This window comes from Profundibacter sp. (assembly GCF_965277155.1).
Classification (GTDB): Bacteria; Pseudomonadota; Alphaproteobacteria; order Rhodobacterales; family Rhodobacteraceae; genus Profundibacter.
In genome coordinates, this window is record NZ_CBDIBV010000010.1 from 754334 (window position 1) to 780557 (window position 26224).

Sequence of the window (26224 nt, forward strand, 5' to 3'; positions counted from 1 at the left end):
TCGACCGACGGGGTTTTGTCATGGGTCAGATGGGATTTTTTGATCTTTCCAGCCGATATGCGGGACTGGACAAATCTGGTGATCCGCTGGTGTTGCTCAACGACATGGTGCCGTTCGAGGATTACCGGGACGAGCTGAAGGCCATATGGCGCACGCCGCCCGAACAGCGCAAATCCAACGCTGGCCGCCCGCCTTGGGATGAGGTGCTGATATTCAAGACGATGGTTTTGCAGCAGCTCTACAACCTCTCTGACGATCAGATCGAGTATCAGATCCGCGACCGCCTGTCGTTCATGCGGTTTCTCGGCCTTGGCATTGAAGACAGCGTACCTGACGCCAAGACCATCTGGGCCTACCGTGAAAGGCTGGCCGGGGCCGGGAAGATGAAGGAGCTGTTTGACAAGTTCGATGCCTTTCTGCGCGAAAAGGGCTATCTGGCGATGGGCGGGCAGATTGTTGATGCGAGCATCGTTCCGGCGCCGCGCCAGCACAACAAAAGGGACGAGAACGAGAAAATCAAGGCGGGCGAAACGCCTGAAGAGTGGGAGGAAAAACCCCACAAGAAGCGCCAGAAGGACGTGGATGCGCGCTGGACGAAGAAGCACGGCAAGAGCTATTACGGCTACAAGAACCACATCAATGTCGACCGGCGGCACAAATTCATCCGCGCTTATGATGTCACCGATGCCGCCGTGCATGACAGCCAGGCGCTTGCCGGTCTGATTGATGCGAGCAACACCTCATCGGACCTGTGGGCCGACAGCGCCTATCGCTCGCAAAAGATCGAAAGCGAGCTGGAAGAGCGGGGGCTTCACAGCCATATCCATCACAAGGGCAGGCGCGGCAAGCCGCTTGGCGAGCGCCAGCAAAAGGCCAACCGGAGGCGCTCGAAAGTGCGGGTCCGGGTCGAGCATGTATTCGCTTTTCAGGAGCGCTCCATGGGCGGCAAGCTGATCCGCTCCATCGGCCTGAAGCGGGCGCGATTTCGCATCGGGATGATGAACCTGGTCTACAACATGAAGCGCTTCGTCCAGTTCGAATGCGGCCTGGCGGCGCCGGGATAAGGGTTCATGGGGTGAGGTGTGCCTGAAATACCCAAAACCGGCTTGAAACCGGTGAAAATGGGTTTATGATCCGAAGCAATCAGGCGGGACAGGCGAAAAACCGTCCACCCCGCCGCGAAGAAGGCGAAAACGGGAATTTACAGAGGTTCCCTATGGTGAAAACCCCTGCAAGTGCTTCCAAATTGTCTAAAACTTGCCTATTTTAATCATTAGCAAAGAAAAACACGCTAATAACGCGGGTAACAGGTATTAAACGGCGGCAAAAAGACGTGACTGTAGTCAAGGTAAAACACAAGCCACAGCGGCTGGATGTGTCACACAAGCATGACGTGCGCACCCAATTCGGGGCGCTGTGCTATCGCATCCATGACGGCAAGGTGCAGGTGCTGCTGGTGACCAGCCGCGGCACGGGGCGCTGGATCATTCCCAAAGGCTGGCCGATGGATGGCGAAACCCCCGCTGGTGCCGCCGCAACCGAAGCGTTCGAGGAAGCCGGGGTCGAGGGCAAACCATCCGACATCTGCCTTGGCATCTATTCTTACACCAAAGCCCTGCCCAAAGGGGACAACCTGCCGATCATCGTTGCAGTGTTCCCGTTCAAGGTTAAGCGGGTTTTGAAAGAATACCCCGAGGCAGGTCAGCGCAAGCGCAAATGGTTCAGCCTGAAAAAGGCCGCCATGATGATCAGCGAACCCGAGTTGGGTCCACTGATCCGCAATTTTGATCCGAAACGGCTGAAGCATTAGGCCGTTGATTTCGAGCCACAAATGGTTACTTTTGATCTGCACGATACAAAGGCCAAGGCAATGATCCGCTATTCGCTAAAATGCGAAAATGACCACAGGTTTGAAAGCTGGTTCCAGTCGGGACCGGCCTTTGACAAGCTGTATGCCGCCAAAATGGTGGCCTGCCCGACCTGCGCCAGCACAACGGTGGAAAAGGCCATCATGGCCCCGCGCGTGCGCACTGCCCGCAAGGCCACACGGACCCCGCAACCGGAACTCCAGCAACCGGACGCCCCCCTGACCACGCCGCAGAACGATGCGGAACGCGCCATCGCCGAGTTGAAATCACAGGTCGAGGCCAATTCCGAATACGTCGGCATGGAGTTCGCAACTCAGGCCCGCGCCATCCACGATGGCGATGCGCCCGAACGCCCGATCTATGGCGAAGCCGCGCCGGAAGAAGCCAGGAAGCTGCTGGAAGACGGCGTGCCCGTGGCCCCTCTGCCCTTCACCCCCAGCCGCAAAACCAATTAGGTGCATTGCCGCATTCGGCCCCTCTTGCCCTGACGCCAATCGCCCCGTAAACACCCTCTAAACAAAAGCAAAGTTGCAAAGGGCGGATATGCCGACACTTGTGATGAAATTCGGTGGCACTTCGGTGGCCACGCTTGACCGCATACGCCGCGCCGCCAAACGGGTCGGTGTCGAGGTGGCCAAGGGCTATGACGTGATCGTCATCGTCTCGGCCATGTCGGGCAAAACCAACGAACTGGTGGGCTGGGTCGAGGAAACCTCGCCGCTGTTCGATGCGCGGGAATATGATGCCGTGGTATCGTCCGGTGAAAATGTCACCGCCGGTCTGATGGCGCTGATCCTGCAGGAAATGGATGTGCCCGCCCGCAGTTGGCAGGGCTGGCAAGTGCCGCTGAAAACCAATTCGGTGCATTCGGCCGCACGGATCGAGGAAATCCCGACAGACAACATCAACGCCAAATTCGCCGAGGGCATGAAGGTGGCCGTGGTCGCCGGATTTCAGGGCGTCAGCCCAGAGGGGCGCATCACCACGCTGGGCCGTGGCGGGTCCGACACGACAGCCGTGGCCTTTGCCGCTGCGTTTGATGCCGAGCGCTGCGATATCTACACCGATGTGGACGGCGTTTACACCACCGATCCGCGGATCGAGGACAAGGCCCGCAAACTGGACAGGATCGCGTTCGAGGAAATGCTGGAACTGGCGTCACTGGGTGCCAAGGTTCTGCAAACCCGCTCGGTTGAACTGGCCATGCGGTTTGGCATGCGCCTGCGGGTGCTCAGTTCGTTCGAGGAACAATCAGATGACGCAGGCACATTGGTCTGCCCCGAGGAGGAAATCATGGAAAGCAATGTCGTTGCCGGAGTCGCCTATCAACGTGACGAGGCCAAGATGACCCTTATTTCGGTCGCCGACCGCCCCGGTATCGCCGCCGCCATTTTCGTGCCGCTGTCGGATGCGGGCGTGAATGTGGATATGATCGTGCAGAATATTTCCGAAGAGGGGCGCACGGATATGACCTTTTCCTGCCCCGTCGATCAGGTCGCCCGCGCCGAAGCTGCAATGGCCGAAGCCAAAGCCAGCGGCGAGATCAATTTCCACGATTTGTTGGCCGATACGGACGTGGCCAAGGTTTCGGTCGTGGGCATCGGCATGCGCAGCCACACCGGCGTTGCCGCCAAGATGTTCGAGGTTCTGTCGAACGAAGGCATCAACATCAAGGTGATCACAACTTCGGAAATCAAGATTTCCGTGCTGGTCGATCGTAAATATATGGAATTGGCCGTGCAGGCGCTGCATGATGCGTTCGAACTGGACAAGGTTGGGTGATTTGGCGGGGCGCATATTCACCAGCAAACCCATTTTCCACAGCCTGTTAACCGAAAACATATGGAACTTGCGCCCCTAACACGGCATGATGCGCTTAAACTCGGCACGACCGGTTGAATCACCCGAACGAGGGGGGCGCATGACAAACAGCACCAAAAGCAAAAGCCGCACCCTGCTGGTGCGCCTGCGTGAAGCCTTGGCCGGCGAGGGCGAAGGCCAGGAACGGCTGGACCGGATCACCCAGATCATCGCGGAATCGATGGAATGCGAGGTGTGCTCGATCTATCTGTTTCGCGATGATGAAACGCTGGAACTATGCGCAACCCAAGGGCTGAACCCTGAATCCGTTCACCAGACCCGTATGCGGCTGGGCGAAGGGCTGGTGGGGCGTGTGGCCAAAACCTCGCATATAGTGAACACGGCGGATGCGCCATCGTCGCGCGGGTTTCGCTTTATGCCGGAAACCGGCGAAGAGGTGTTTCCATCCTTTCTGGGTGTGCCGATCCAGCGGCTGGGTGAACGGCTGGGCGTTTTGGTGGTGCAATCGCGCGAGGCACGCAAGTTTTCGGACGACGAGGTTTACGCGCTGGAAGTCGTGGCGATGGTGGTTGCCGAAATGACCGAGCTCGGCGCTTTCATTGGCGAAGGCGCGGCCCTGTCGGCCCGCCACCAGCAACCGGTTCTGTTTCGCGGCGGTGTGGGGCAGGAAGGGGCTGGTATGGGTCATGTTTTCCTGCATGAACCCCGCGTTGTGGTGACCAACCCGATTGCCGATGATCCGCAGGCCGAACTTGCCCGCCTGCACGCCGCTGTCGATGAATTGCGGGTGTCCGTGGATGATATGCTGGCCACAGCTGGCAATGGCGCAGGGGCCGAACATAAAGAACAAATGCAGGTTCTGGAAACCTACCGGATGTTTGCCAATTCCAAGGGCTGGATGCGCCGGATGGAAGAGGACATTGCACGTGGCCTGTCGGCCGAAGCCGCCGTGGAAAAAGAACAATCCGCCGCCCGCACCCGCATGGGCCAGGTTACAGATGCCTACCTGCGTGAACGGCTGCATGATCTGGACGATCTGTCAAACCGCCTGTTGCGGATCTTGACCGGCCAAGGGAACCACACCGGCGTGGAAATGCCCGATGATCCGGTTCTTGTGGCCCGCAACATCGGCCCGGCCGAATTGCTGGAATACGGGCGCAAACTGCGCGGCATCGTGCTCGAGGAAGGCTCGGTCGGCAGTCACGCCGCGATTGTTGCGCGCGCACTGGCGATCCCGCTGGTGATCCACGCCGAACGCATCACAACCGAAGCCCTGAATGGCGATCCGATCATGGTCGATGGCGATCAGGGCATCGTGCATCTACGCCCCGACGACAACGTGGTTAACGCCTTCAAAGACAAAATCGCAATGCTGGCCAAGGAACAGGAGCGTTATTCCTCGATCCGCGACAAACCGGCCGAGACACTGGATGGTAAGATCATATCCCTGTCGATGAACGCGGGGTTGATTGCCGACCTGCCGTCGCTGGAAAGCTCCGGCGCCGAGGGTGTGGGCCTGTTTCGCACCGAATTGCAATTTCTGATCCGCAATAAAATGCCCAAACGCGCCGAACTGGCAGAGCTATATTCCCGCGTTATCAAAGCCGCCAAAGGCCAGCGCGTGGTGTTTCGCACGCTTGATATCGGTTCAGACAAGGTGCTGCCCTATTTGAAAGCCCAGGACGAACCCAACCCCGCCCTTGGTTGGCGTGCCATCCGTGTGGGGTTGGACAAACCGGGCGTGATGCGGATGCAACTGCAAGCGTTGATCCGTGCCGCCAACGGACGCCCGCTGACCGTGATGTTTCCGTTCATCGCCCAGTTCGAGGAATACTGCCAGGCCCACGACCATCTGGACCGTGTGCTGGAACGCGAAGCGGCACTTGGCCACCCGATACCCGAAAAACTCGAGGTCGGGGCGATGCTGGAAACCCCGTCATTGGCCTTTGCCCCACGCAAATTCTTTGAAGAAGTGGATTTCATCTCAATCGGCGGCAACGATCTGAAACAGTTCTTCTTTGCTGCAGACCGTGAAAACGAGCGGGTACGGCAGCGTTACGATACCCTGAATGTCAGCTTCCTGAGCCTGATCGAGCGGATCGTGGAGCGTTGCGATGAAACCGGCACGCCTGTGTCTTTTTGTGGCGAGGATGCCGGCCGGCCAATCGAAGCCTTGTGTTTCGCCGCGATGGGCCTTCGCATCCTGTCCATGCGCCCGGCCTCGATTGGCCCCGTCAAAAGCCTGCTGCGCCGCGCCAATCTGGACCAGGTCAAAGCCGTGATCGACGAGGCCCGCGCCCGTGGTGATCAATCCGTGCGCCCTGCCATCATGGGCTGGCTAAGAGGACGGTAACAAATATGGAAAACACAGCAATACTCGCCACGGTCACCATCACGGCTGCCGTATTACTGTGGCCACGGCTGGCTAACTCTAAAGGGTGGCGGGCCATGATTACCCCGTTGGCCTCGATCATCGGCAGTGGTTTTCTGGTTTTGGGGCCAATCCTGAATGATTCCTTCGGCGCCTACGCTCCGCTGATGCTGCTGGTGCTGTGCGGTGTCGCCTATCTGTTCGGCCATGCCATCCGGTTTAACATTGCCGAATTGAACAATGGCACTCCTCGCCCTTTTCTTGCCGAGCGGATGGAAACACTTTCCAGCTGGATGTTGTCCTTTGCCTATTTTATTTCAGTTGCCTATTACCTGAACCTGCTGGGTGCTTTCGGTATGCGCCTAACGCCTTGGAACTCCCCCTTGAATGCCCGCCTGCTGACCACCGCCGTATTCCTGTTCATCCTGTTCATCGGCTGGACCCGCGGGTTCAAAGCCCTTGAACATCTTGAAGAATACAGCGTCGGAATTAAACTGGCCATCATTGCCGGATTACTGGTCGGGATGGGGTTCTATTTTACCAATCGCGCAGTTGAGGGCGCCATGCTATTGAACCCGCCCACAATTACCGGTTGGCCTGCCCTGACGCTGGCCTTTGGATTGTTGATCACGGTGCAGGGGTTCGAAACCTCGCGCTATCTGGGCGAAACCTATGACGCGAAAACCCGCATCCGATCGATGAAACAGGCGCAGTGGCTTTCGACGCTGATTTACATCGTTTATATCGTTCTGCTGGCCTATGTCTTTGCCCCGGGCACAATGAAACTGACAGAAACCGCAATTATCGACATGATGGAAGTCGTCGCTCCAATCCTGCCCTTTTTGCTAATCATCGCCGCTCTCGCTGCCCAGTTCAGCGCCGCCATTGCCGATACGTCCGGTGCCGGCGGGTTGGTCGAAGAACTGACCAGCCACCGTTTAAAACCGCGCGATGCCTATGCGGTTCTGGTCGCGATCGGATTGCTTTTAACATGGGCAACCGATATTTTCCAGATCATCGCCTATGCCTCGAGGGCCTTTGCGCTCTATTATGGTATGCAAGCCGCCATCGCCGCCATCACTGCCGCCAAAACCCCGCGTCTGCACCGTGCCAAATGGTTCTACGGGGCATTGGCCATACTGGGCTTTGCCATCGCCATCTTTGGTCGCGCGGTCGAGGGAGGCTAACCCCTCCTTCTTTTTGCCAATAAATACCTGCGCCGCAGGCATCCGTGCGCCCCGACAGGGGCGCGCGGGGTGATGCGCGCCAGCGCAGCACAACCCCTTCCCAAAGCCAAATCCAGCAGATAGGTATTGCCACAAAACACCCACATTGAACCGGAGCCATCCCCATGTCCGAAACCCTCGCCACCGCCCTTCTGCATGCTCTCAAATCCCGTGGCGCCAAGAATATTTTCGGCATCCCCGGCGATTTCGTGCTGCCGTTTTTTCGCGTGATCGAGGACAGCAATATCCTGCCGTGGTACACCCTGTCCCACGAACCCGGCGTGGGCTATGCCGCCGATGCCTCGGCGCGGATCAGTTCCACCCTTGGTGTGGCCGTGATCACCTATGGCGCAGGCGCGCTGAACATGGTGAACGCCGTGGCGCAGGCCTATGCTGAAAAATCACCACTGGTGGTGATTTCCGGCGGGCCGGGCAAGGGCGAAGGCGAAATGGGCCTTGGGCTACACCATCAGGTGAAAACCCTGAATTCACAGCTGGAAATCTACAAGGAACTGACCTGCGATCAGACCGTATTGAACAATCCGGCCACCGCCCCTGCCGAAATCGCCCGCGTGCTGGACAGCGCGCAAAAACATTCGCGCCCCGTCTATATCGAAATCCCGCGCGATCTGGTTGATGCGCCCTGCGGTCCGGTTCCCGCCTTCACCCCCGACACCCCCGACATGGACGCCGCCCGTGCCTGTGCCGTTGAAATCCTCACCCGCCTGAAATCCGCCAAATCCCCGGCCATCCTGATCGGCGTTGAATCGCGGCGCTACGGGCTTGAGGACAAGATCGGCAAGCTGTGCAAAACCCTCAGCATTCCCGTTGCCACCAGTTTCATGGGCCGCGGGCTGTTTGCCGAACATGATCTGCCATTGCTGGGCACCTATCTGGGCACCGCTGGTGACGAACATATCGCCCAAAGCATCGAAGGCGCGGATGCCCTGTTGATGCTGGGGGCGATCACCAGCGACACCAATTTCGGCGTATCCGGCAAAAACATCGACATGCGTGGGGCGATTTCCGCCTTTGACAACGCCGTGGGTTTTGCCCACTACCGTTATCCCGACATCACGCTGGAAACCCTGATCGACGCGATGACCGAGATTGCCAAGCCCATCGGCAATGCCACCGGCAACCACAAACCCGCCTATTCCCGTGGCCTGCCCGATGATGACACGCCGCTATCCCCCTCGCATATCGCCACCGCCGTGAATGATCTGTTCGCCACGCACGGGCGGATGCCGATTGCATCAGACATGGGTGATTGTTTTTTCACTGGTCTCGAGATTGAAAACACCGAATTCGCCGGCCCCGGTTACTACGCCTCGATGGGGCCCGGTGTACCGGCCGGCATGGCGATTGCCGCCTCTGGCAAACGACCAATCGTGCTGGTTGGCGACGGGGCCTTTCAGATGACCGGCTGGGAGTTGGGCAATTGCCGCAAATACGGCTGGGCGCCGATTGTGATCCTGTTCAACAACAAAAGCTGGGAAATGCTACGCACCTTTCAGCCCGGCCCCAGCTATCATGATCTGGATGATTGGCATTACGCCGAAATCGCCCCGCATCTGGGCGGCAAGGGTGTGCGGGTTCACACCTGTGCCGAGTTGAAACAGGCGCTCGATGCGGCCCATAAGGACGACAGTTGTTTCCAGTTGATCGAGGTAATGCTGGAACGCGGCGACGTGTCGGACACGTTGGCGGGGTTTGTCGATGCGGTGCGCAAAATGTCGGCATTGGGGGATGAATAACCTTGTTTTTCTCTTGACGAAGGCCCTCTAAAGATTCCACCTTCCCCGTGCAACCAATCGGGCGCTGAGCGCGGCACGCAATATGCGGCAACCGCGGCGCTGGCCCCTTTTGTGTTTCCGGTTGCCGCAAAATATCAGGGGTCATTTCCTAGGAGAGCCCTTGATGAAAACCATCATCGAACCATTCCGTATCAAAGCCGTTGAACCCATCCGCATGACCACCCGCGACGAGCGGCGGGCGAAACTGGCAGCGGCCAACCACAATGTTTTCACCCTTGCCTCGGATGATGTGCTGATTGATCTGCTGACCGACAGCGGCACCGGCGCGATGAGTAGCGAGCAATGGGCCGCCATCATGCGCGGCGATGAAAGCTATGCCGGATCCCCATCGTTTGAGCGTTTTCAGGCCGCCATTCGCAATCTGATGCCGTTTGATCATATCATCCCCACCCATCAGGGCCGCGCCGCCGAAGCGATCCTGTTTTCCATCCTTGGCGGACCGGGCAAGAATTTTCCCTCGAACACCCATTTCGACACCACCCGTGGCAATATCGAAGCCGGTGGCGCGCGCGGGCATGACCTGTTGATTGACGAGGGCAAAGACCCCGCCAACCTGCACCCGTTCAAGGGCAATATGGACCTTGAGAAACTGGAAAAATACCTGCAGGAACACGGCGACAGCGTGCCTTGCGTGATGCTGACCATCACCAACAACGCCGGTGGCGGCCAGCCCGTCAGCCTTGAAAACATCCATGCGGTGGCCGAAATCGCCCACGCCCATGGCCGCCCCTTTATCATCGACGGCTGCCGCTTTGCCGAAAATGCATGGTTCATCAAGCAGCGCGAAAAGGGGCAACAGGACCGCTCGATTCCCGACATCGTGCGCGACTGTTTTTCGGTGGCCGATGGCATGACGATGAGCGCCAAAAAGGATGCATTCGCCAATATCGGCGGCTGGCTGGCGCTGAACGATCCGGACCTTGCCGAACTGGCCCGCGCCCGCCTGATCCAGACCGAGGGTTTCCCGACCTACGGCGGCCTTGCCGGTCGTGATCTGGACGCCATCGCGCAGGGTCTGACGGAAATCGTGGACGAGGATTATCTGCGCTACCGCATCCGCACCAACGAATACATCATCGAGCGGCTGGATGCGCTGGGCATTCCCGTGGTCAAACCGGCGGGCGGGCACGCGGTGTTCATTGACGCCAAAGCCTGGCTTCCCCACATCCCGCCGCTGGAATATCCGGGCTATTCGGTGGCCGCCGCGCTCTATGAAATCGGCGGGATACGCTGTGCCGAAATCGGCTCGGTGATGTTTGGCCGCCAACCGGACGGCAGCGAAAAACCGGCAATGATGGAACTGGTCCGCATGGCCATCCCGCGGCGCACCTATACGCAATCGCACGCGGATTACATCATCGAATGTTTTGCCGAGCTGGCGGCGAAAAAGGACAGCCTGCGCGGCTATCGCATCACATGGGAGCCAAAACTGATGCGTCATTTCACCTGCAGGTTTGAACCGCTCGCCTGATCCATGCGCTCATCAAGCCTTGCGGCTTTCTTCGCGAAGAATGCCAGTCAGGGCTTGATGAGCCGCTCCACATCCCCCCGCACCCCATCCCAGGCACCCGCAATCAATTCCCGTGCCAATACCCGCGCGGGATTGGTTGGCGGCGGCATCACCACCCCTTTGATCCGCAAAAACCCGAACCGTTTGTAATAAGGCTTGTCCCCCACCAGCAGCGCCCGTTCCCAACCCAGCGCCTGTGCCTTGGCCAGTGACTGCCGGATCAGCACACCGCCCAGCCCTTCGCCCTGCCGTGTGGGATGCACCGCCACCGGTCCCAGCAGCAGCACCCGCGCGCCGCCAACCTGCACCGGCCAATAGCGGATCGCACCACCGATGATGCCGCCCTCGTCCCGCGCCACAAAGCACAGATCGGCCACCGGATCGACACCGTCGCGCAGCCTGTAGGACGACAACGCCTCGCGCCCCGGGGCAAAGCACAGATCATAGAGTGCCTCGACCTCCCACCAGTCGTCTTTGGTTTCCCGCATTAGCCCGATCACGTGATGCCCCGTCTTTTCACTGGAAACCGCCCTAGCATGGCGTTATCCCCTGATCAAACAAAGGATACGCGAACATATGGGAACCTCTAAAAATCCCCCAAAATCCGGCCTGACGGGGTAGAATCGTCATCAGGATGAAAATGATTCGACCGACGGGGTTTTGTCATGGGTCAGATGGGATTTTTTGATCTTTCCAGCCGATACGCGGGACTGGACAAATCTGGTGATCCGCTGGTGTTGCTCAACGACATGGTGCCGTTCGAGGATTACCGGGACGAGCTGAAGGCCATATGGCGCACGCCGCCCGAACAGCGCAAATCCAACGCTGGCCGCCCGCCTTGGGATGAGGTGCTGATATTCAAGACGATGGTTTTGCAGCAGCTCTACAACCTCTCTGACGATCAGATCGAGTATCAGATCCGCGACCGCCTGTCGTTCATGCGGTTTCTCGGCCTTGGCATTGAAGACAGCGTACCTGACGCCAAGACCATCTGGGCCTACCGTGAAAGGCTGGCCGGGGCCGGGAAGATGAAGGAGCTGTTTGACAAGTTCGATGCCTTTCTGCGCGAAAAGGGCTATCTGGCGATGGGCGGGCAGATTGTTGATGCGAGCATCGTTCCGGCGCCGCGCCAGCACAACAAAAGGGACGAGAACGAGAAAATCAAGGCGGGCGAAACGCCTGAAGAGTGGGAGGAAAAACCCCACAAGAAGCGCCAGAAGGACGTGGATGCGCGCTGGACGAAGAAGCACGGCAAGAGCTATTACGGCTACAAGAACCACATCAATGTCGACCGGCGGCACAAATTCATCCGCGCTTATGATGTCACCGATGCCGCCGTGCATGACAGCCAGGCGCTTGCCGGTCTGATTGATGCGAGCAACACCTCATCGGACCTGTGGGCCGACAGCGCCTATCGCTCGCAAAAGATCGAAAGCGAGCTGGAAGAGCGGGGGCTTCACAGCCATATCCATCACAAGGGCAGGCGCGGCAAGCCGCTTGGCGAGCGCCAGCAAAAGGCCAACCGGAGGCGCTCGAAAGTGCGGGTCCGGGTCGAGCATGTATTCGCTTTTCAGGAGCGCTCCATGGGCGGCAAGCTGATCCGCTCCATCGGCCTGAAGCGGGCGCGATTTCGCATCGGGATGATGAACCTGGTCTACAACATGAAGCGCTTCGTCCAGTTCGAATGCGGCCTGGCGGCGCCGGGATAAGGGTTCATGGGGTGAGGTGTGCCTGAAATACCCAAAACCGGCTTGAAACCGGTGAAAATGGGTTTATGATCCGAAGCAATCAGGCGGGACAGGCGAAAAACCGTCCACCCCGCCGCGAAGAAGGCGAAAACGGGAATTTACAGAGGTTCCCATATGTTTTATCAACCCAAAAACGGTCATACGCTGCCGCACAACCCTTTTTCCGCCATCGTGTCCCCGCGCCCGATCGGCTGGATCTCGACCCGTGGCAAGGACGGGGTGGACAACCTTGCCCCCTATTCGTTTTTCAACGCGGTGGCTTACGCGCCGCCACAGGTGATGTTCGCCTCGACCTCTTTGAAAGAGGGCCGGCACATGGGCAAGGACTCGGTCGCCAATATCGACGAAACCGGCGTGTTTTGCGTGAATATTGTGGAATATGCGATGCGCGATGCGATGAACGCCACTTCGGCCAGCCACCCCGAGGGCGGCGACGAATTCACCCATGCAGGGGTGGAACGGGCGGAATGCGAAACCATCGCCTGTTCACGAGTGGCTGGGGCGCCGGCAACGCTGGAATGCAAACTGTTGCAAATCGTGCCATTGGCGGGCGAGCACAACCTGATCGTGATCGGTGAAGTCACCGGCGTGCACCTGCGGGATGATTGCCTGAAAGACGGGGTGTTCGACGTGACCAGCTATCAGCCATTGGCGCGGCTGGGCTATCAGGATTACACGCGGGTGGAGGGGCTGTTCAGTTTGAAGCGGCCGGAGTAGCTCCGACCGCCCCATGCCCATTTTGTGGAAATGACAGCACCCGCCCGGGTGGGTGCGTGGCGTATCGGATTTCGCTTGCGGCACTGTGGCAGACAAATCCAAAACGGTCACTCTGATGCAGCGTTGCATAGCACCCGCCGTGGGGCGGGCGGGTGCTGTCATTTCTACAAAATGACGGACGTATATAAACGGGAATATGCACAAAGCGGAAAATCGCATCCCCTCTCCCCCCTCTCGTGCATATTCCCCCGCAAGCACCAACAAGGGGGATCCCATGACCAATACAGTAATAGGCATCATCGGCGGCTCGGGCGTATATGATATTGACGGGCTGCAAGACGCCGCATGGCAAAGCGTGGACAGCCCGTGGGGCAAGCCCTCGGACGACATTCTGACCGGCACGCTGGACGGGGTGAAAATGGCCTTTCTGCCCCGTCACGGGCGCGGGCATGTGCATTCGCCCACCACCGTCCCCTACCGCGCCAATATCGATGCGCTGAAACGGCTCGGCGTCACCGATGTGATCTCGGTTTCCGCCTGCGGCAGTTTTCGCGAGGAAATGGCGCCCGGCGATTTCGTGATTGTAGATCAGTTCATTGACCGCACCATCGCCCGCGAGAAATCCTTTTTTGGCACCGGCTGTGTGGCGCATGTGTCCGTCGCGCACCCAACCTGCCCGCGCCTGTCCGATGCCTGCGAGGTGGCGGCGCGTGACGCGGGGATCACCGTGCACAAGGGAGGCACTTATCTGGCGATGGAAGGACCGCAGTTTTCCACGCTGGCCGAAAGCAGAATGTATCGCGAGGTCTGGAATTGCGACGTGATCGGCATGACCAACATGCCCGAAGCCAAACTGGCCCGCGAGGCCGAGCTTTGCTATGCGAGCGTTGCGATGATCACCGATTACGACAGCTGGCACCCCGATCATGGCGAGGTGGACGTGACCGAGATCATCAAAACCCTGACCGGTAACGCCGACAAGGCCCGCAATCTAGTGTCCCGCCTGCCCGCCCTGCTGGGGACCGGGCGCAGCCCTTGCGAACACCACTGCGACCGCGCGCTGGAATACGCCATCCTGACCGCCCCCGAGGCCCGCAATCCGGCGCTGGTGGAGAAACTGGACGCCGTGGCGGGGCGGGTGTTGTAATCCCCGTATGAGCGCGCCCCGAACCCTCCTGCTTGGTGCCGCCGGTTTCATCGGCCAGCACATCGCCATTGCCCTGCGCGATGCGGGCCACAACGTATTGGCCTCTGCCCGCGATACCCGACGCCTGACCGCGATGGGGTTTGATACGCTTCAGGCCGATCTGACCGATCCCGCCACCCACAGCCCCGATTTCTGGCGCCCGCATCTGGCGGGCTGCATCCGTGTGATCAACTGCGCCGGTCTGCTGACCGGTACCGATACGGATTTCCACGCTGTCCATGTTGCTGCCCCGCAGGCCGTCTATGCGGCCCTGCCCACCACGGCCCGCGGTGTGCTGATCTCTGCCGTCGGGATAGATGCCGATACCCCCTTTGCCCACTACCGCCGCAGTGGTGAAGAGGCCGCCCAAACCGCCCCGATCCCTGTCACCATCCTGCGCCCCGGTCTGGTGCTGGCCGATGGCAGCTATGGCGGCTCGTCCCTTGCCCGCGCGCTGGCAGCGCTGCCGTTAATCACGCCTGTGATCGGCATGGGCAACCACCCCTTCAACCCGATCCACGCCGATGATCTGGCCGCGCTGGTGATCGAGGCACTGGAGGTCAAAACACCCGCCCAGCCAATCGAAGTTGGCGGACCCGAGCAGATCACCCAGACTGCCCTGCTCACCTCCTTGCGCGCATGGCTGGGCCTGCGCCCCGCCCGTATCCTGCACTTGCCCCTGCCGCTGGCCCGCCTGACGGGCCGCATCGGGGATGCCCTGCGCCTTGCCCCGATCTCGGCCACATCGGTGCAGCAACTGGAACAGGGCGTGGCCACCGACATAACCGGACAGATCCGCCATTTCAAAACCCGCCCGCGCGGCTTTGCCTCTTTTCTGCGCGCCCGCCCCTCGCAAACGCAAGACCTGTGGCACGCCCGCCTTTACCTGCTGCGCCCCGTTTTGCGGCTTACGCTGGCGCTGATGTGGCTTGCCTCGGGCCTAATCGGCCTGCTGCTGCCAACCGACAGCTTCCTGCCCTATGTTTCAGGCCTGTTGCCCGACGGACTACTGATCGCCGCCGCCCGTATCACCGGTGCCATAGACCTTTTGGTCGCACTGGCCCTGCTGCGCGCATGGCACCTGAAACAGATCGCATGGCTGCAGTTTTTGATGGTCGCGGGCTATACTGTGGGCCTGACCCTGATCAGCCCCGCCCTTTGGCTTGCCCCGTTCGGCGGATTGCTGAAAAACCTGCCGATCCTTGTGCTGATCCTGATCCACCGCGTGCTAGAGGAAGAACGGTAAATGGACCCGTACCTGACCCTGAAATACCTGCATATCCTGTCCTCGACCGTGCTGTTTGGCACCGGCATGGGCACGGCCTTCCAGATGGTCTGGGCCTGGCGCACGGGGCGGGTGGAGACCATCCACTCGGTCGCCTCGGGCGTGGTGGTGGCTGACTGGATTTTCACAACCCCCGCCGGATTGCTCCAGCCCCTCACCGGTTATTTTCTGATCCAGCAACAAGGATATGACTGGAACGAACCCTGGCTGCTGTTAACCTATGCCCTATACACACTCGCCTTCATCTGCTGGGCCCCTGTCGTTCACCTGCAAATCAAAATCCGCGATCTGGCTGGCGAGGCACTGGCCAACAACACCCCCCTGCCCGATCAGGCCCGCAAACACTTCCGCCTGTGGTTTATATTGGGCTGGCCCGCCTTCGCGGCGCTTGCCTGGGTGTTCTGGCTGATGGTGAATAGGCCGGATATGCCTCTATAACGCTCGCCCCTCCGCAGAGCGAGGTTGCCCTTGCGCCTCAATGCCACAATCGCCTGACCAATCTATGGTCAGTATTGTGAAATTGTGTGAAGTGGCGGAGTTAGAGGGAGATTATTCGAACCCCGGATGCTTCCATCGTTTCTGCGAAACGACTACCGCCCAACACTTTAATTCGGATGTTTCTGGCGTTTTGCTGCGCAAAAAGCCTGTGGCGGAGGAGATGGTTTTGGCAGCGGACGTTCTCTGGAACAGGTTCGCAAGTCTGCGAAAATCCGGTGCTTTCTGTCTGCCTTTAATGCAGTGTCGCTCAATCGCTCTGTTCATCTTCGGCGAACGCCTGCACCAGCGCCTCGAGCAGCAGGCGCACGCGGCGGGGCTGGTTCTGGCCGGGAGGGTAGACGACCTGTAGCGGGATGGGGGCGACCTCGTAATCCTGCAAGAGCGGGATCAGCCGGCCCGCGGCCAGGTCATCGGCGATGTCCCATTGGGATTTGCGGGCGATGCCGTGGCCCTTGACGCACCATTTGCGCACCAGGCCGCCGTCATTGGCGATGCGGTTGCCACGCACTGCCAGCACCTGTTTGCGCCCGTCCTTTTCAAACGGCCAGAACCGGTCGGCATCGGTGCCAAAGCGCATCAGCAGGCAGTTGTGGTGCAGCAGGTCATCGGGGGTGGCGGGTGTGCCGCACCGCGCCAGATAGGCGGGCGAGGCGACAACGATGCGCGCGCTGTCGGCCAGTTTGCGCAGCTTCAGGCTGCTGTCGCCCAAGGCGCCATAGCGGATCGCCAGATCGGCCCCCATGCCCGCCAGATCCACATAGCCATCCCCCAAGGTGAGGTCGATGCTGACTTCGGGGTGTTCATCGAGAAAGGCGTCAAAGACCCCGGACAGTTTGTTGCGCCCCAGATCGACCGGCGCATGCACATGGATGATTCCGGCCACCCGGTTCACCCCCAGCCTGATCCGGGTTTCCAGATCTTCTGCCTCGTTCAACAGCCGCTGCGCCCCTTCCACCAGATCGCGCCCCTCGTCGGTCAGGCTGAGCGAGCGGGTGGTGCGGTTGAGCAGCCTTGCGCCGTAATGGGCCTCGAGTGCTGCGAGACGCTCGGACACCGTTGCCGGCGACAGGCCCAGTTCGCGTCCCGCAGCGGCCATGCCGCCCTTTTCGACGATGCGCAGAAACAGGGAGAGGTTGTCTAGCAGCATTGTTCGCCTTGTCCGAATTATGTTTCCGGCAATATCCCAATTATCTTTGTGTTCCGCAAGGTGTATCTCCTGCTCAAGCGCAAAGGAGCAACCCTATGCACATTGACCATATCACCATCCGCACCCGCAACCTGCCGGTGACACGGGATTTTTTCCTCGATCTGTTCGAGCTTGAGGAGCACGAACGCCCCGAGGCGATCCGGCGCATTCCCGGCCACTGGCTGTATTCCGGGGGCAAGCCGATCGTGCATCTGATCGCCAGCCACGGGCGCGGGCTGGACGGGGCGGCCGAAGCCTATGACCACGTCGGGTTTCGCCTTGAAGGCTACGGCGCATTTCGCGCCAGGCTCGAGCGTCTTGGCATCCGTTATTCCCCCATGGATCTGCCGGAACTGAACGAACGCCGGCTGTTTTTCCGCACCCCCTGCGGCCCCCTGCTGGAGGCCGTTTTCACCGAACCGATGCCCGAAGGAGCAAAGCAATGAATACTTTCACCGAGCAAACCCGAACCCTGATTGTCGGCGGCACCTCGGGCATCGGCAAGGCCGTTGCCGATGCGCTGTCAGAACGCCCCGGCAAGGTTGTTGCAGTATCGCGCGCGACAGGCCTTGACGTGAGCGATGCCAAAGCGGTTTGCGCCTATGTCAGGGAAAACGGCCCGTTCGATCACCTCGTTTTCACCGCCGGTTCCGCCGCCCCCGGCGGGGCTGTAACCGATGTCGACCTGCAGGCAGCCAGAGCCGCGTTTGATACCAAGTTCTGGGGCGGCATCAACGTGGTACGCGCGGTGGCACAGAAGATGCCCGCCGGCGGCACGATCACCCTCACATCCGGTTTTCTGGCGCGCCGCACCGTGCCGGGAACCTTTGTCAAGACCGCAATGAATGCCGCGATCGAGGCCAGCGCCAAGATACTTGCCAAAGAACTGGCTCCGATCCGGGTGAATGTCGTCAGCCCCGGCCTGACCGACACAGAAGCCTACGCCGGCATGCCCGAGGAGGCCCGCAAGGCGATGCTGGAGGCCACAGCGGCGAAACTGCCCGTGGCCGGGTCGGTCGAGCCCGGGACATTGCCCGGGGCTACCTGCTGGCCATCGACACCCCCTTCATGACCGGAGCAGTCATCGACATCGATGGCGGCGCCCTGATCAACTGAATTTCGCGCAGGAAAGGAACGCGCCATGTCACTGAAAACAAGGGGCTGACCCAGATAACCTAAAAAGAGGTTATGATGGGAAGCATGAGAAAGAGTCGCCTGAGCCACTACAAGCAAGACCGTCTTACGGAGCATTTTGTTTCGGGATCGACAGCACGAACAGCAGCCAGTTTGTGTGGTGTAAACCGCAAGACCGCAGCGTTTTATTTTCTACGCCTGCGCGAGATAATCGCCTATGAGCTGGAGGCGGAAAGCCAAGCTATGTTCGGCGGAGAAATAGAAGTGGACGAAAGCTACTTTGGCGGCAAACGCAAAGGTAAACGCGGGCGTGGTGCGGCAGGTAAAATTCCCGTTTTTGGTATATTAAAAAGGGGTGGGAAGGTTTACACCAAGATCATCCCGGACGCCAAATCCGCCACTCTGATCCCGATCATAGAGCGCAAAGTCGTGCCGGATTCCATCGTCTATTCCGATTGTTGGCGCGGTTATAATGTGCTGGATGTGTCAGACTTCCACCACTTTCGCATCAACCATTCCAAGCTCTTTGCAGACCGTCACAACCACATCAATGGCATCGAGAATTTCTGGAACCAAGCCAAGCGCCACATGCGCCGATTTAACGGTGTCCCCAAGGCCCAATTTGGGCTATATTTGAAGGAATGCGAGTGGCGTTTCAACAACAGTGACCCTTCAGCTCAGTTATTGCAGCTAAGACAATGGGTTAAGCGTTACTTGAAGTAGTTATCTGGGTCAGCCCCTTCCGGTTTTATCGGGCGGCGCAAATCATCCCCGAAAAGGCTCTGAAGCTCTTCGCGCGACGTTGGCTGTGGTTTCATATCTTTCTGACGGATCTTGCCGTGCCCTTTGCGAAATGTGGGCAACGCAATGCGGATTACAGCGCGTGGCGTTGCATCATTGTGGAAATCGTCAGCAGGAACCGACGTATTGCGCGACATAGCAAACATACTTTTTCCTCAACTTGGGCACGAAATTTAATCACTCGTTAAAATATAACCGCGTGCGCCTGAAAAACCGAGGGGGAAAATTGCCCAAATACCTGCCTAATTGGGCAGTTTTTCGCCATGACGTAACGTAACTTTCAGCCAAATTCCGTCTTTTGAGCGCACAGTCAGGTGTGCAATTGGCGTTGCCGGCCGGTTTTCAACCGATTCGAATCGTAGCGCCCGCACTAACATTCCAAGGATCAGCGGCCCTTCAATCATCGCAAATCCGGACCCGGGACAAACCCGTGATCCGGCGGAAAACGGGATATAAGCCTCTCGCATACTTGCTTTTCCTGCTTTGGTTTGCCACCTTTGGGGATCAAAATCATCCGGTCTGTCCCATAGGCGTTCGTGCCTGTGCAGGTGCCACGGGCTGATCACGATCTGTGCCCCTTTACGAATTGCGCGGTTGCGAAAATTCACGGGGCAAGTATTTTCGCGCACCATCATCGGAACCGGCGGATACAAGCGCATCGCCTCGCGGAACACATCGCGGGTCAGCTTCAATTTTGACACCGCCGAGAAATACGGCACCTCGGGGTCAATCACCTCGGCAGCCTCGGCGGCGACACGATCCTGCATCCCCGGGTTGGTGGCCAAAAGATACAACGCCCAACCCAAAGCCGAAGCACTTGTTTCATGCCCGGCAAGAAAAAAGATGGCCACCTGATCGACCATTTCATCGGGCGTAAAGCATTTGCCGGTTTCCGGATCAGGCGTTGTCATGATCTTGGTTGCCAGATCATCAGGTGCGGTGCCGGCCTGAATTTCCTTCATCCGCTGATGGGTCAATTGCGAAATCAGCCCGCGAATGTTACGCGCCGTTTCCTTGGTGCGTTTTTTGAAAAACCGCGGCATCCATTTGGGCATCGGCAGTAGTGCTGCGATATTCACAATCGGCTGGGTGCGCTGGTAATCCTTGAACTCGGAAAATACCTTGGCCGCAACCTCGTTTTCGATCGGAATGGAAAACAGCGTGCGGAATATCACATCCGCTGCCACATGGCTGGTCACCCCCTCCATTTCAACCGGTCCCTGCCCCGCCTTTTTCTTAAGGCGTTCGACAGCGGCCACAGCCGCATCCCAGATTGCTGGATAAATCTCGCGCAGGCGTCCGCCTTCGAATGCCGGATCAATAATGCGCCGCTGGGCCTTCCAGATATCGCCATTGGTGACAAATACCGAATTGCCCAGTAATGGTGCCAGCCCTTCTTTTACCCGGTCGGATTTTGGGAAATCATCTGGGCGTTCGCGTAAAACCGTGTTGATCAGATCAGGCTGGTTGATCATGTAGGACCGAAAGAACGGTGTGCGAAATTCTGCCATCCACGCCCGATACAGGCGCTCGGGCTGGGCTGACAGGATGTCTTGGCGAAACAGTTTGATATACTTGAAAAAGGAAACCTTGTTCGGGCGCGAGGGGGGTTTGGGGGGTAAGGTCATTGGGTCACTGAGGTAAAAGGCGATGCCGGCACATCAATGCGCGATTTTGATGGTTGCCGGTTCTGGTAACGGGAATGCAGGGTTTCCGGTCCTGCGGTGATTTTAAAGTAGTCATAATCGCCGGGGCGATCAAATGCACATAAATACTGGAAATGCAGCCGGAAATACCGCCACTTTAGCGCGGCCCAGCGGTTCGGCGACAGGGTTTGCGTAAAGGCAGCAGAAATAACCAGCGGCCAGCGTTTGACCTTTGGCGCAACACCGGTGACCGCCACAGGATCGCACAGCGAAAAGGCGCAGACATCGCCGGGGGCCGAGACATCAACCCAGATCAATTCGTCCCGCGTGGAAAGGTATTTCAAATCTGCCCGCAAGCGGTATGCTTTGGGCAGGAACGACACCATCGGCACCACCTGCCCCAGAGTCAGAAACTCCAAAGCGGGGCCACCCATTGGCACCCTGCCTGCGCGGATCAGATCGGCCAGCACAGACACCCCGATATGCGCGCCCGAGGAATGGCCAACCACCAGAACCTCGTCCAGATCGCTCTTCAGAGCGGCGGCGATCTCATCGGTAAATTCAGCCATACGCGCCTCAAGCTCTGGCGGGTCTTCCCCCTTGGAGCGGGCGGAGTAGGCGTAATCATGCATCAGGTAATAGGCAAACAGCTTGTTATCTATTTTGCGGAATCCCCGCAGGATCACGACGATCAGCGGCAGTGCGGCAGCCCAGCCCAGCATCCGCGCAACCATCTGCCAATCCACCAGAACCCGCACGCCTTTGGCAATCATGGCCCCGACGAACCACGCCAGCAACACTGCGATCAGCAGTTGCAGCAACAGCATCCCGATCGGATAAAGCGCGGTCAGCACCGGCCCCTTGCGCAGCCACATCAACCGGCGCAACGCGCCCGAGGCAATATAGGTCCAAGCCATGCGGGCCAGCACCAGATAGGTTTGCGGGATATTCAGATCCATCGAGGATTTGACAATATCGGACCAGACCAGCACGTCGAAACCGGCATCCACCTGTGATCCGTCAATGTGGCCCATAACGTGCCAGCCATAGCGCCCGCCGCCCTGCTTTGGTGACAGATCAAGGGTATATCCTGAAATTTTCGCCTGATCCGCGCCTTCGCTGCGATATAATTCGCGATAGCGACGCGGGTGAATCGGGTCATAGCCGGGAATATAGAACACCCTGCGCTTTGCGACTGTCTGACCTTCACCCTGCATTTACTGGCAATCCCGTTACATAACTGGGCGCAGTTTAGCGCAAAGACGCGGCATTGCTAGCCAATGTTCGCAAGTGCCGGAAATGTTTCCAACAGCCAGAATGAAAATGCGCTGAAGGCACCGGTCATCAAGGCAATGCCAACCACGATCAGCAACAGCCCCATCACCTTTTCTATCATTCCCATGTGGCGTTTTAGCCGGTTCATCACGCCGACTGCCCGCTGGATAAAAATTGCGGCCAGCAGAAACGGAATGCCCAGTCCCAGCGCATAAACTGCCAACAAAGCCGTGCCGCGTGTGACAGATGCCTCGGAGGCGGCCATCGATAGGATCGCCCCCAGTTGCGGGCCGATACACGGCGTCCAGCCAAAGGCAAAGGCCAATCCCAGAATATAGGCGCCAAAGGCCGATCCGCCCCGATCCCCCGCATCAATCCGCGTGTCGCGGTCCAGAAATGGGATACGAAAAATACCAAGAAAATGCAGGCCGAATAGCACGATCACCCCGCCGGATATTTTCGCGAAAAGCTCTTGATTTTGCAGGAAAAACGCTCCAAAAACCGAGGCCGTGAACCCCAGCAGCAAAAAGATGGTCGAAAGCCCCAGCACAAAGAACAGCGCCGGAATAATCGCCCCGCCGCGCTTGCCGCCTTCGCCAGTCATTTCGCTCATGGTCATGCCGCTCATGTAGGCCAGATAGGGTGGCACGATTGGCAATACGCAAGGCGACAGAAACGATAGCAACCCGCCCATTAAGGCAACAAACATCGCCGGCAGCAGGCTTGCATCAAGAATTTCGATTCCGAACATCACAGGGCCTTCCAATTGATTTGCCCATTCTTAGGCGATCCACCCCGCCGCGTCACCTGCCGAAATGTCACATTTGCGTGGACTTGTGACAAATCCCGCCCTATCCAGACGCCATGACCATTGATGAAGAAATCGACGCCATCGGCATGCTCTGCCCCCTGCCCGTTCTGAAACTGCGCAAGCGGCTGCAAAGCCATGTTTCGGGGGCCGTTGTGCGATTGTTGGCCGATGATCCGGCGGCGGTGATTGATGTGCCGCATTTTTGCAATGAACAAGGTCACGAGTTGATCGAGGTGGCGCAGGGCGAACACAGTCAAACCTATCTGGTACGCAAAGCCTGAGGCATAAAAAAACCGGCAAGCACATGGCCCGCCGGTTTTTTGTTTCAATATTCAGCCGATATTACCGACCCAAAGACCACCAGCCTTTGCGCTTGGGCTTATCTGACTTTGGCTCGGGCTTGACCTCAACCGGCTCCGGGGCCGCTTTTGGCTCCGGCTTCACCTCTATCGGCTCGGGTTTGGCCTCGGCCACAGGTGCTGTGTCTTCTGCCGGTGCGGTTTCGACTTCTTCTACCTTGGCCTTTTTCGCAGCAGGCTTGCGCCGAGTGCGTTTCTTGGGCGCAGGTTTCTCTTCCTCGGCAGCAACCTCGGCTTCAGGGGCTTCTTTTGCGGCCTCCTCGGCTTTGGGGGCGTCCTCGGCATCCGCTTTCTTGCGACGACGGCGAACCGGCTTTTTCTTGGGCTCTTCTGCAGCTTCCTCTGGTGCGGCTTCTTCCGAAGCGGCCTCGTCGGGTTTGGCACCCGAAATTTCCGCATCAGCCGCTTTGGCCGATTTGCGCGGGGCACGTTTGCGTGGCTTGCGCTTGGGCTTTTCGTCCTCGGCTTTTTCCTCGGTCCCGGCAGGTGCTTCGACAACCGCTTCATCCTTGGCAGCATCTTCTGCCATGGCTTCACCCTCGGGTGCCGCGTCGGTTTTCACCGCGTCCTCACCATTCTGTCTTGCCTCGGCGTTATCCCCACCACGGCCGCGACGACGACGACGGCGACGGCGGCGCTTCTTGGGCTGTGCCTCGCCTTCCCCTTCGTCAACGGCTTCCACCGGTGTTTCTTCCTCGACCACCTCGGCGTCATCAATATCATCCATGATCGCGGCGCTACCGGATACCACCGGCGCGCTGACCTGTTTGACAACGCGGCTGGCGGTCTTGAATTTCTCGATCGAGAAATCGGGCGACACAAGGAACGGATCGGCCTCGATACGCACGGACATGCCGTAACGCGCCTCGATCTGGGCGATGTGCTCGCGCTTGTTGTTCATCAGATAATTGGCGATGCCCACAGGTGCCTTCAACAGCACCTCGCGGCTACGTTTGCGCGTGCCCTCTTCTTCCAGCTGACGCAGGATCGACAGGGCCAGATTTTCGTCCGAACGGATCAAACCGGTGCCGTGGCAATGCGAACAAGGCTGTGTTGTGGCCTCGATCATGCCGGGGCGCAGACGCTGGCGCGACATTTCCATCAGGCCGAAACCGGAAATACGGCCCACCTGAATGCGGGCGCGGTCGTTCTTCAACCGGTCCTTCAGACGCTTTTCAACCGCGTTGTTGTTGCGGCGTTCGTCCATGTCGATGTAGTCGATCACGATCAGACCAGCCAGATCGCGCAGACGCAATTGGCGTGCCACCTCGTCCGAGGCTTCCAGATTGGTTTTCAGCGCCGTGTCCTCGATGCTGCCCTCTTTGGTCGACCGACCCGAGTTCACATCAATCGCCACCAGTGCTTCGGTAATCCCGATTACAATGTAGCCGCCGGATTTCAGTTGGACCGTCGGATTGAACATGCTGGCCAGATAGCCTTCGACCTGATAGCGGGCGAACAGCGGCATTGCTTCGTTATACAGCTTAACGTTTTTAGCGTGGGACGGCATGATCATTTTCATGAAGTCCTTGGCCACGCGATAGCCTTCTTCGCCTTCCACCAGAACTTCGTCAATCTCGCGGTTATACAGGTCGCGGATCGAGCGTTTGATCAGGTTGCCTTCCTCGTAAATCTTGGCAGGTGCGATGGATTTCAGCGTCAGGGCGCGAATTTCTTCCCACAGGCGCTGCAAATACTCGTAGTCGCGCTTGATCTCGGATTTGGTGCTCTTGGCACCGGCCGTGCGCACGATCAGACCGGCCCCTTCGGGCACTTCGATTTCGTTTGCGATGGCTTTCAGTTTCTTGCGGTCGGCGGCGTTGGTGATCTTGCGGGAAATGCCGCCACCACGCGCGGTGTTGGGCATCAAGACACAGTAACGACCCGCCAGCGACAGATAGGTGGTCAGGGCCGCGCCCTTGTTGCCGCGCTCCTCTTTCACCACTTGCACCAGAAGGATCTGGCGAACCTTGATCACTTCCTGAATTTTGTAGCGGCGCGGACGGGGTTTGCGCACGGGGCGCAGTTCCTCGGGGGCGTCATCATCGGCCACCGATTCAATCCGGTCGTCTTTTTCGGTTGCTTCCAGCGGTTCATCTTCGCCATCCGCATCATCCGTCGTATCCGCGTCATCCGCTCTCGCATCCTCAACCGGTGCTTCCGCAGGCGTTTCGATCTTGGCGGCCTCATCGGCCTCGCCGGATTCTGGCGTGTCTACCGGTGTTTCGGCAACCAGTTCCATTGGCGATGATCCCTCGACGGAATCTTCGCCCAGATCAACCACATCCATACCGGATGCGCCGTTGTTCTCGACCTCTTTTGTCTCGACTAAATCGTCAGACTTGACCTCTTCGGCCTTGCTGCGCGAGCGCGAGCGGCGGCGGCGTTTTGGTTTGGGTTTTTCGTCTTCCTCGGCCATTGCCTTGGCGTAGGCGCGTTCCTCGGCCAGCAGGGCCTCGCGGTCGGCGACGGGGATCTGGTAGTAATCCGGGTGGATTTCCGAAAACGCCAGAAAACCATGCCGGTTTCCGCCGTAGTCAATAAACGCCGCCTGTAGCGACGGTTCAACCCGTGTAACTTTTGCCAGATATATGTTGCCAGCTAGCTGGCGTTTGTTTTCAGACTCAAAGTCGAATTCCTCAACCTTGGTTCCGTCAACCACCACAACGCGGGTTTCTTCCGCGTGGGTGGCATCGATAAGCATCTTTTTAGCCATGTTTTCTCATTGCACCGCGGCAATCGCCGTAACCCCGGGGGGCTTTTTGATTGCAGGGGGTGTCTTGTAAGGGCGAAGGGGGACGCGCAGCACATGCGCAGGTCGGCCATTTCGGCCCCTGTCGCAGTCTCTGAATTCTTTTCGCGTCGCATCGCGTTTCTATCTCCGGACGCCAAATTTGCGTCCAAACTGTGAAGCCCCGGCCAGTTGGCACAAGGGCATAAATACCGGTCTTTCGACCCAATCGGT

The 26224-nt window shown here is 58.7% G+C and carries 25 protein-coding genes; 18 read left to right on the forward strand and 7 right to left on the reverse strand.

The genetic code is table 11. The features are described from left to right. Positions 1-20 precede the first annotated feature (20 nt). The 9 genes from ACQY4M_RS11750 to ACQY4M_RS11790 all read left to right on the forward strand — a co-directional run bounded on the left by ACQY4M_RS11750 (position 21) and on the right by ACQY4M_RS11790 (position 10574). Entirely contained in the window at positions 21-1064 is a 1044-nt protein-coding gene (locus ACQY4M_RS11750; RefSeq protein ID WP_428539227.1) for an IS5 family transposase, read from the forward strand. Positions 1065-1129: 65 nt separating this feature from the next. Beyond that, positions 1130-1270 (forward strand): hypothetical protein, encoded by a 141-nt coding sequence (locus ACQY4M_RS11755; RefSeq protein ID WP_428544111.1) that lies wholly within the window; start codon positions 1130-1132, stop codon positions 1268-1270. Positions 1271-1333: 63 nt separating this feature from the next. Then, positions 1334-1810 carry an NUDIX hydrolase gene (locus ACQY4M_RS11760; protein ID WP_118943574.1) on the forward strand — a complete coding sequence of 159 codons (477 nt, stop codon included), beginning with the start codon at positions 1334-1336 and terminating at the stop codon, positions 1808-1810. A gap of 60 nt (positions 1811-1870) precedes the next feature. Then, complete coding sequence (locus tag ACQY4M_RS11765) at positions 1871-2323, forward strand: DUF1178 family protein (protein WP_428544502.1); 453 nt, start codon at positions 1871-1873, stop codon at positions 2321-2323. An 88-nt stretch (positions 2324-2411) separates the two neighbouring features. Further along, complete coding sequence (locus ACQY4M_RS11770) at positions 2412-3650, forward strand: aspartate kinase (RefSeq protein WP_428544113.1); 1239 nt, start codon at positions 2412-2414, stop codon at positions 3648-3650. Positions 3651-3789: 139 nt separating this feature from the next. Beyond that, positions 3790-6042 (forward strand): phosphoenolpyruvate--protein phosphotransferase, encoded by a 2253-nt coding sequence (ptsP, locus tag ACQY4M_RS11775; RefSeq protein ID WP_428544115.1) that lies wholly within the window; start codon positions 3790-3792, stop codon positions 6040-6042. 95 nt (positions 6043-6137) lie between these two features. Next, entirely contained in the window at positions 6138-7247 is a 1110-nt protein-coding gene (locus tag ACQY4M_RS11780; RefSeq protein WP_428544117.1) for a hypothetical protein, read from the forward strand. A gap of 164 nt (positions 7248-7411) precedes the next feature. Further along, positions 7412-9043: an indolepyruvate/phenylpyruvate decarboxylase gene (gene ipdC / locus ACQY4M_RS11785; protein ID WP_428544119.1), complete on the forward strand. Its 1632-nt coding sequence runs from the start codon at positions 7412-7414 to the stop codon at positions 9041-9043. A 163-nt stretch (positions 9044-9206) separates the two neighbouring features. Beyond that, positions 9207-10574 (forward strand): tryptophanase, encoded by a 1368-nt coding sequence (locus ACQY4M_RS11790; protein WP_428544121.1) that lies wholly within the window; start codon positions 9207-9209, stop codon positions 10572-10574. Positions 10575-10621: 47 nt separating this feature from the next. On the opposite strand, the gene ACQY4M_RS11795 is transcribed toward ACQY4M_RS11790, so the two are convergent. Further along, the gene (locus tag ACQY4M_RS11795; protein ID WP_428544504.1) at positions 10622-11101 is read right to left on the reverse strand and encodes a GNAT family N-acetyltransferase; all 480 of its coding nucleotides are present in this window, start codon (positions 11099-11101) and stop codon (positions 10622-10624) included. A 177-nt stretch (positions 11102-11278) separates the two neighbouring features. Between ACQY4M_RS11795 and ACQY4M_RS11800 the strand changes: the two genes are divergently transcribed. The 5 genes from ACQY4M_RS11800 (at position 11279) to ACQY4M_RS11820 (ending at position 15987) form a co-directional block, all read left to right on the forward strand. After that, positions 11279-12322 (forward strand): IS5 family transposase, encoded by a 1044-nt coding sequence (locus ACQY4M_RS11800; RefSeq protein ID WP_428539227.1) that lies wholly within the window; start codon positions 11279-11281, stop codon positions 12320-12322. A 153-nt stretch (positions 12323-12475) separates the two neighbouring features. Beyond that, a complete protein-coding gene (locus ACQY4M_RS11805; protein ID WP_428544123.1) occupies positions 12476-13078 on the forward strand; it encodes a flavin reductase family protein in 603 nt (200 codons plus the stop codon). 274 nt (positions 13079-13352) lie between these two features. Beyond that, the gene (locus ACQY4M_RS11810; protein WP_428544125.1) at positions 13353-14225 is read left to right on the forward strand and encodes an S-methyl-5'-thioadenosine phosphorylase; all 873 of its coding nucleotides are present in this window, start codon (positions 13353-13355) and stop codon (positions 14223-14225) included. Positions 14226-14232: 7 nt separating this feature from the next. Next, positions 14233-15510 carry an SDR family oxidoreductase gene (locus ACQY4M_RS11815; RefSeq protein ID WP_428544127.1) on the forward strand — a complete coding sequence of 426 codons (1278 nt, stop codon included), beginning with the start codon at positions 14233-14235 and terminating at the stop codon, positions 15508-15510. Next, complete coding sequence (locus ACQY4M_RS11820; protein ID WP_428544129.1) at positions 15511-15987, forward strand: DUF2269 family protein; 477 nt, start codon at positions 15511-15513, stop codon at positions 15985-15987. A 307-nt stretch (positions 15988-16294) separates the two neighbouring features. Here the strand turns inward: ACQY4M_RS11820 and ACQY4M_RS11825 are convergent, their stop codons facing one another. Beyond that, positions 16295-17194, reverse strand: coding sequence for a LysR family transcriptional regulator (locus ACQY4M_RS11825; protein ID WP_428544131.1), 900 nt, complete (start codon positions 17192-17194; stop codon positions 16295-16297). Positions 17195-17289: 95 nt separating this feature from the next. On the opposite strand from ACQY4M_RS11825, the gene ACQY4M_RS11830 reads away from it, so the two are divergent. The 3 genes from ACQY4M_RS11830 (at position 17290) to ACQY4M_RS11840 (ending at position 19090) form a co-directional block, all read left to right on the forward strand. After that, positions 17290-17679, forward strand: a complete 390-nt coding sequence (locus ACQY4M_RS11830) for a glyoxalase (RefSeq protein ID WP_428544133.1) — start codon at positions 17290-17292, stop codon at positions 17677-17679. Then, positions 17676-18305 (forward strand): SDR family oxidoreductase, encoded by a 630-nt coding sequence (locus ACQY4M_RS11835; RefSeq protein ID WP_428544135.1) that lies wholly within the window; start codon positions 17676-17678, stop codon positions 18303-18305. Before ACQY4M_RS11830 ends, ACQY4M_RS11835 begins: the two co-directional genes overlap by 4 nt. Before the next feature lie 128 nt (positions 18306-18433). Next, the gene (locus ACQY4M_RS11840; RefSeq protein WP_428539609.1) at positions 18434-19090 is read left to right on the forward strand and encodes an IS1595 family transposase; all 657 of its coding nucleotides are present in this window, start codon (positions 18434-18436) and stop codon (positions 19088-19090) included. Here the strand turns inward: ACQY4M_RS11840 and ACQY4M_RS11845 are convergent. The 4 genes from ACQY4M_RS11845 to ACQY4M_RS11860 form a co-directional block, all read right to left on the reverse strand. Beyond that, a complete protein-coding gene (locus tag ACQY4M_RS11845) occupies positions 19078-19314 on the reverse strand; it encodes a hypothetical protein (protein WP_428544137.1) in 237 nt (78 codons plus the stop codon). The two genes, ACQY4M_RS11840 and ACQY4M_RS11845, sit on opposite strands and share 13 nt — an antisense overlap. 96 nt (positions 19315-19410) lie before the next feature. Beyond that, complete coding sequence (locus tag ACQY4M_RS11850) at positions 19411-20796, reverse strand: cytochrome P450 (RefSeq protein ID WP_428544140.1); 1386 nt, start codon at positions 20794-20796, stop codon at positions 19411-19413. After that, positions 20793-22031 (reverse strand): hypothetical protein, encoded by a 1239-nt coding sequence (locus ACQY4M_RS11855; protein WP_428544143.1) that lies wholly within the window; start codon positions 22029-22031, stop codon positions 20793-20795. Before ACQY4M_RS11855 ends, ACQY4M_RS11850 begins: the two co-directional genes overlap by 4 nt. Positions 22032-22087: 56 nt before the next feature. Beyond that, the gene (locus tag ACQY4M_RS11860; RefSeq protein WP_428544507.1) at positions 22088-22840 is read right to left on the reverse strand and encodes a cytochrome c biogenesis CcdA family protein; all 753 of its coding nucleotides are present in this window, start codon (positions 22838-22840) and stop codon (positions 22088-22090) included. Between the two features lie 113 nt (positions 22841-22953). On the opposite strand from ACQY4M_RS11860, the gene ACQY4M_RS11865 reads away from it, so the two are divergent. Next, the gene (locus ACQY4M_RS11865; protein ID WP_428544146.1) at positions 22954-23181 is read left to right on the forward strand and encodes a sulfurtransferase TusA family protein; all 228 of its coding nucleotides are present in this window, start codon (positions 22954-22956) and stop codon (positions 23179-23181) included. Between the two features lie 61 nt (positions 23182-23242). Here ACQY4M_RS11865 and ACQY4M_RS11870 read toward each other — a convergent pair whose 3' ends face one another. Further along, the gene (locus ACQY4M_RS11870) at positions 23243-25975 is read right to left on the reverse strand and encodes an Rne/Rng family ribonuclease (RefSeq protein ID WP_428544149.1); all 2733 of its coding nucleotides are present in this window, start codon (positions 25973-25975) and stop codon (positions 23243-23245) included. Between the last annotated feature and the right edge of the window lie 249 nt (positions 25976-26224).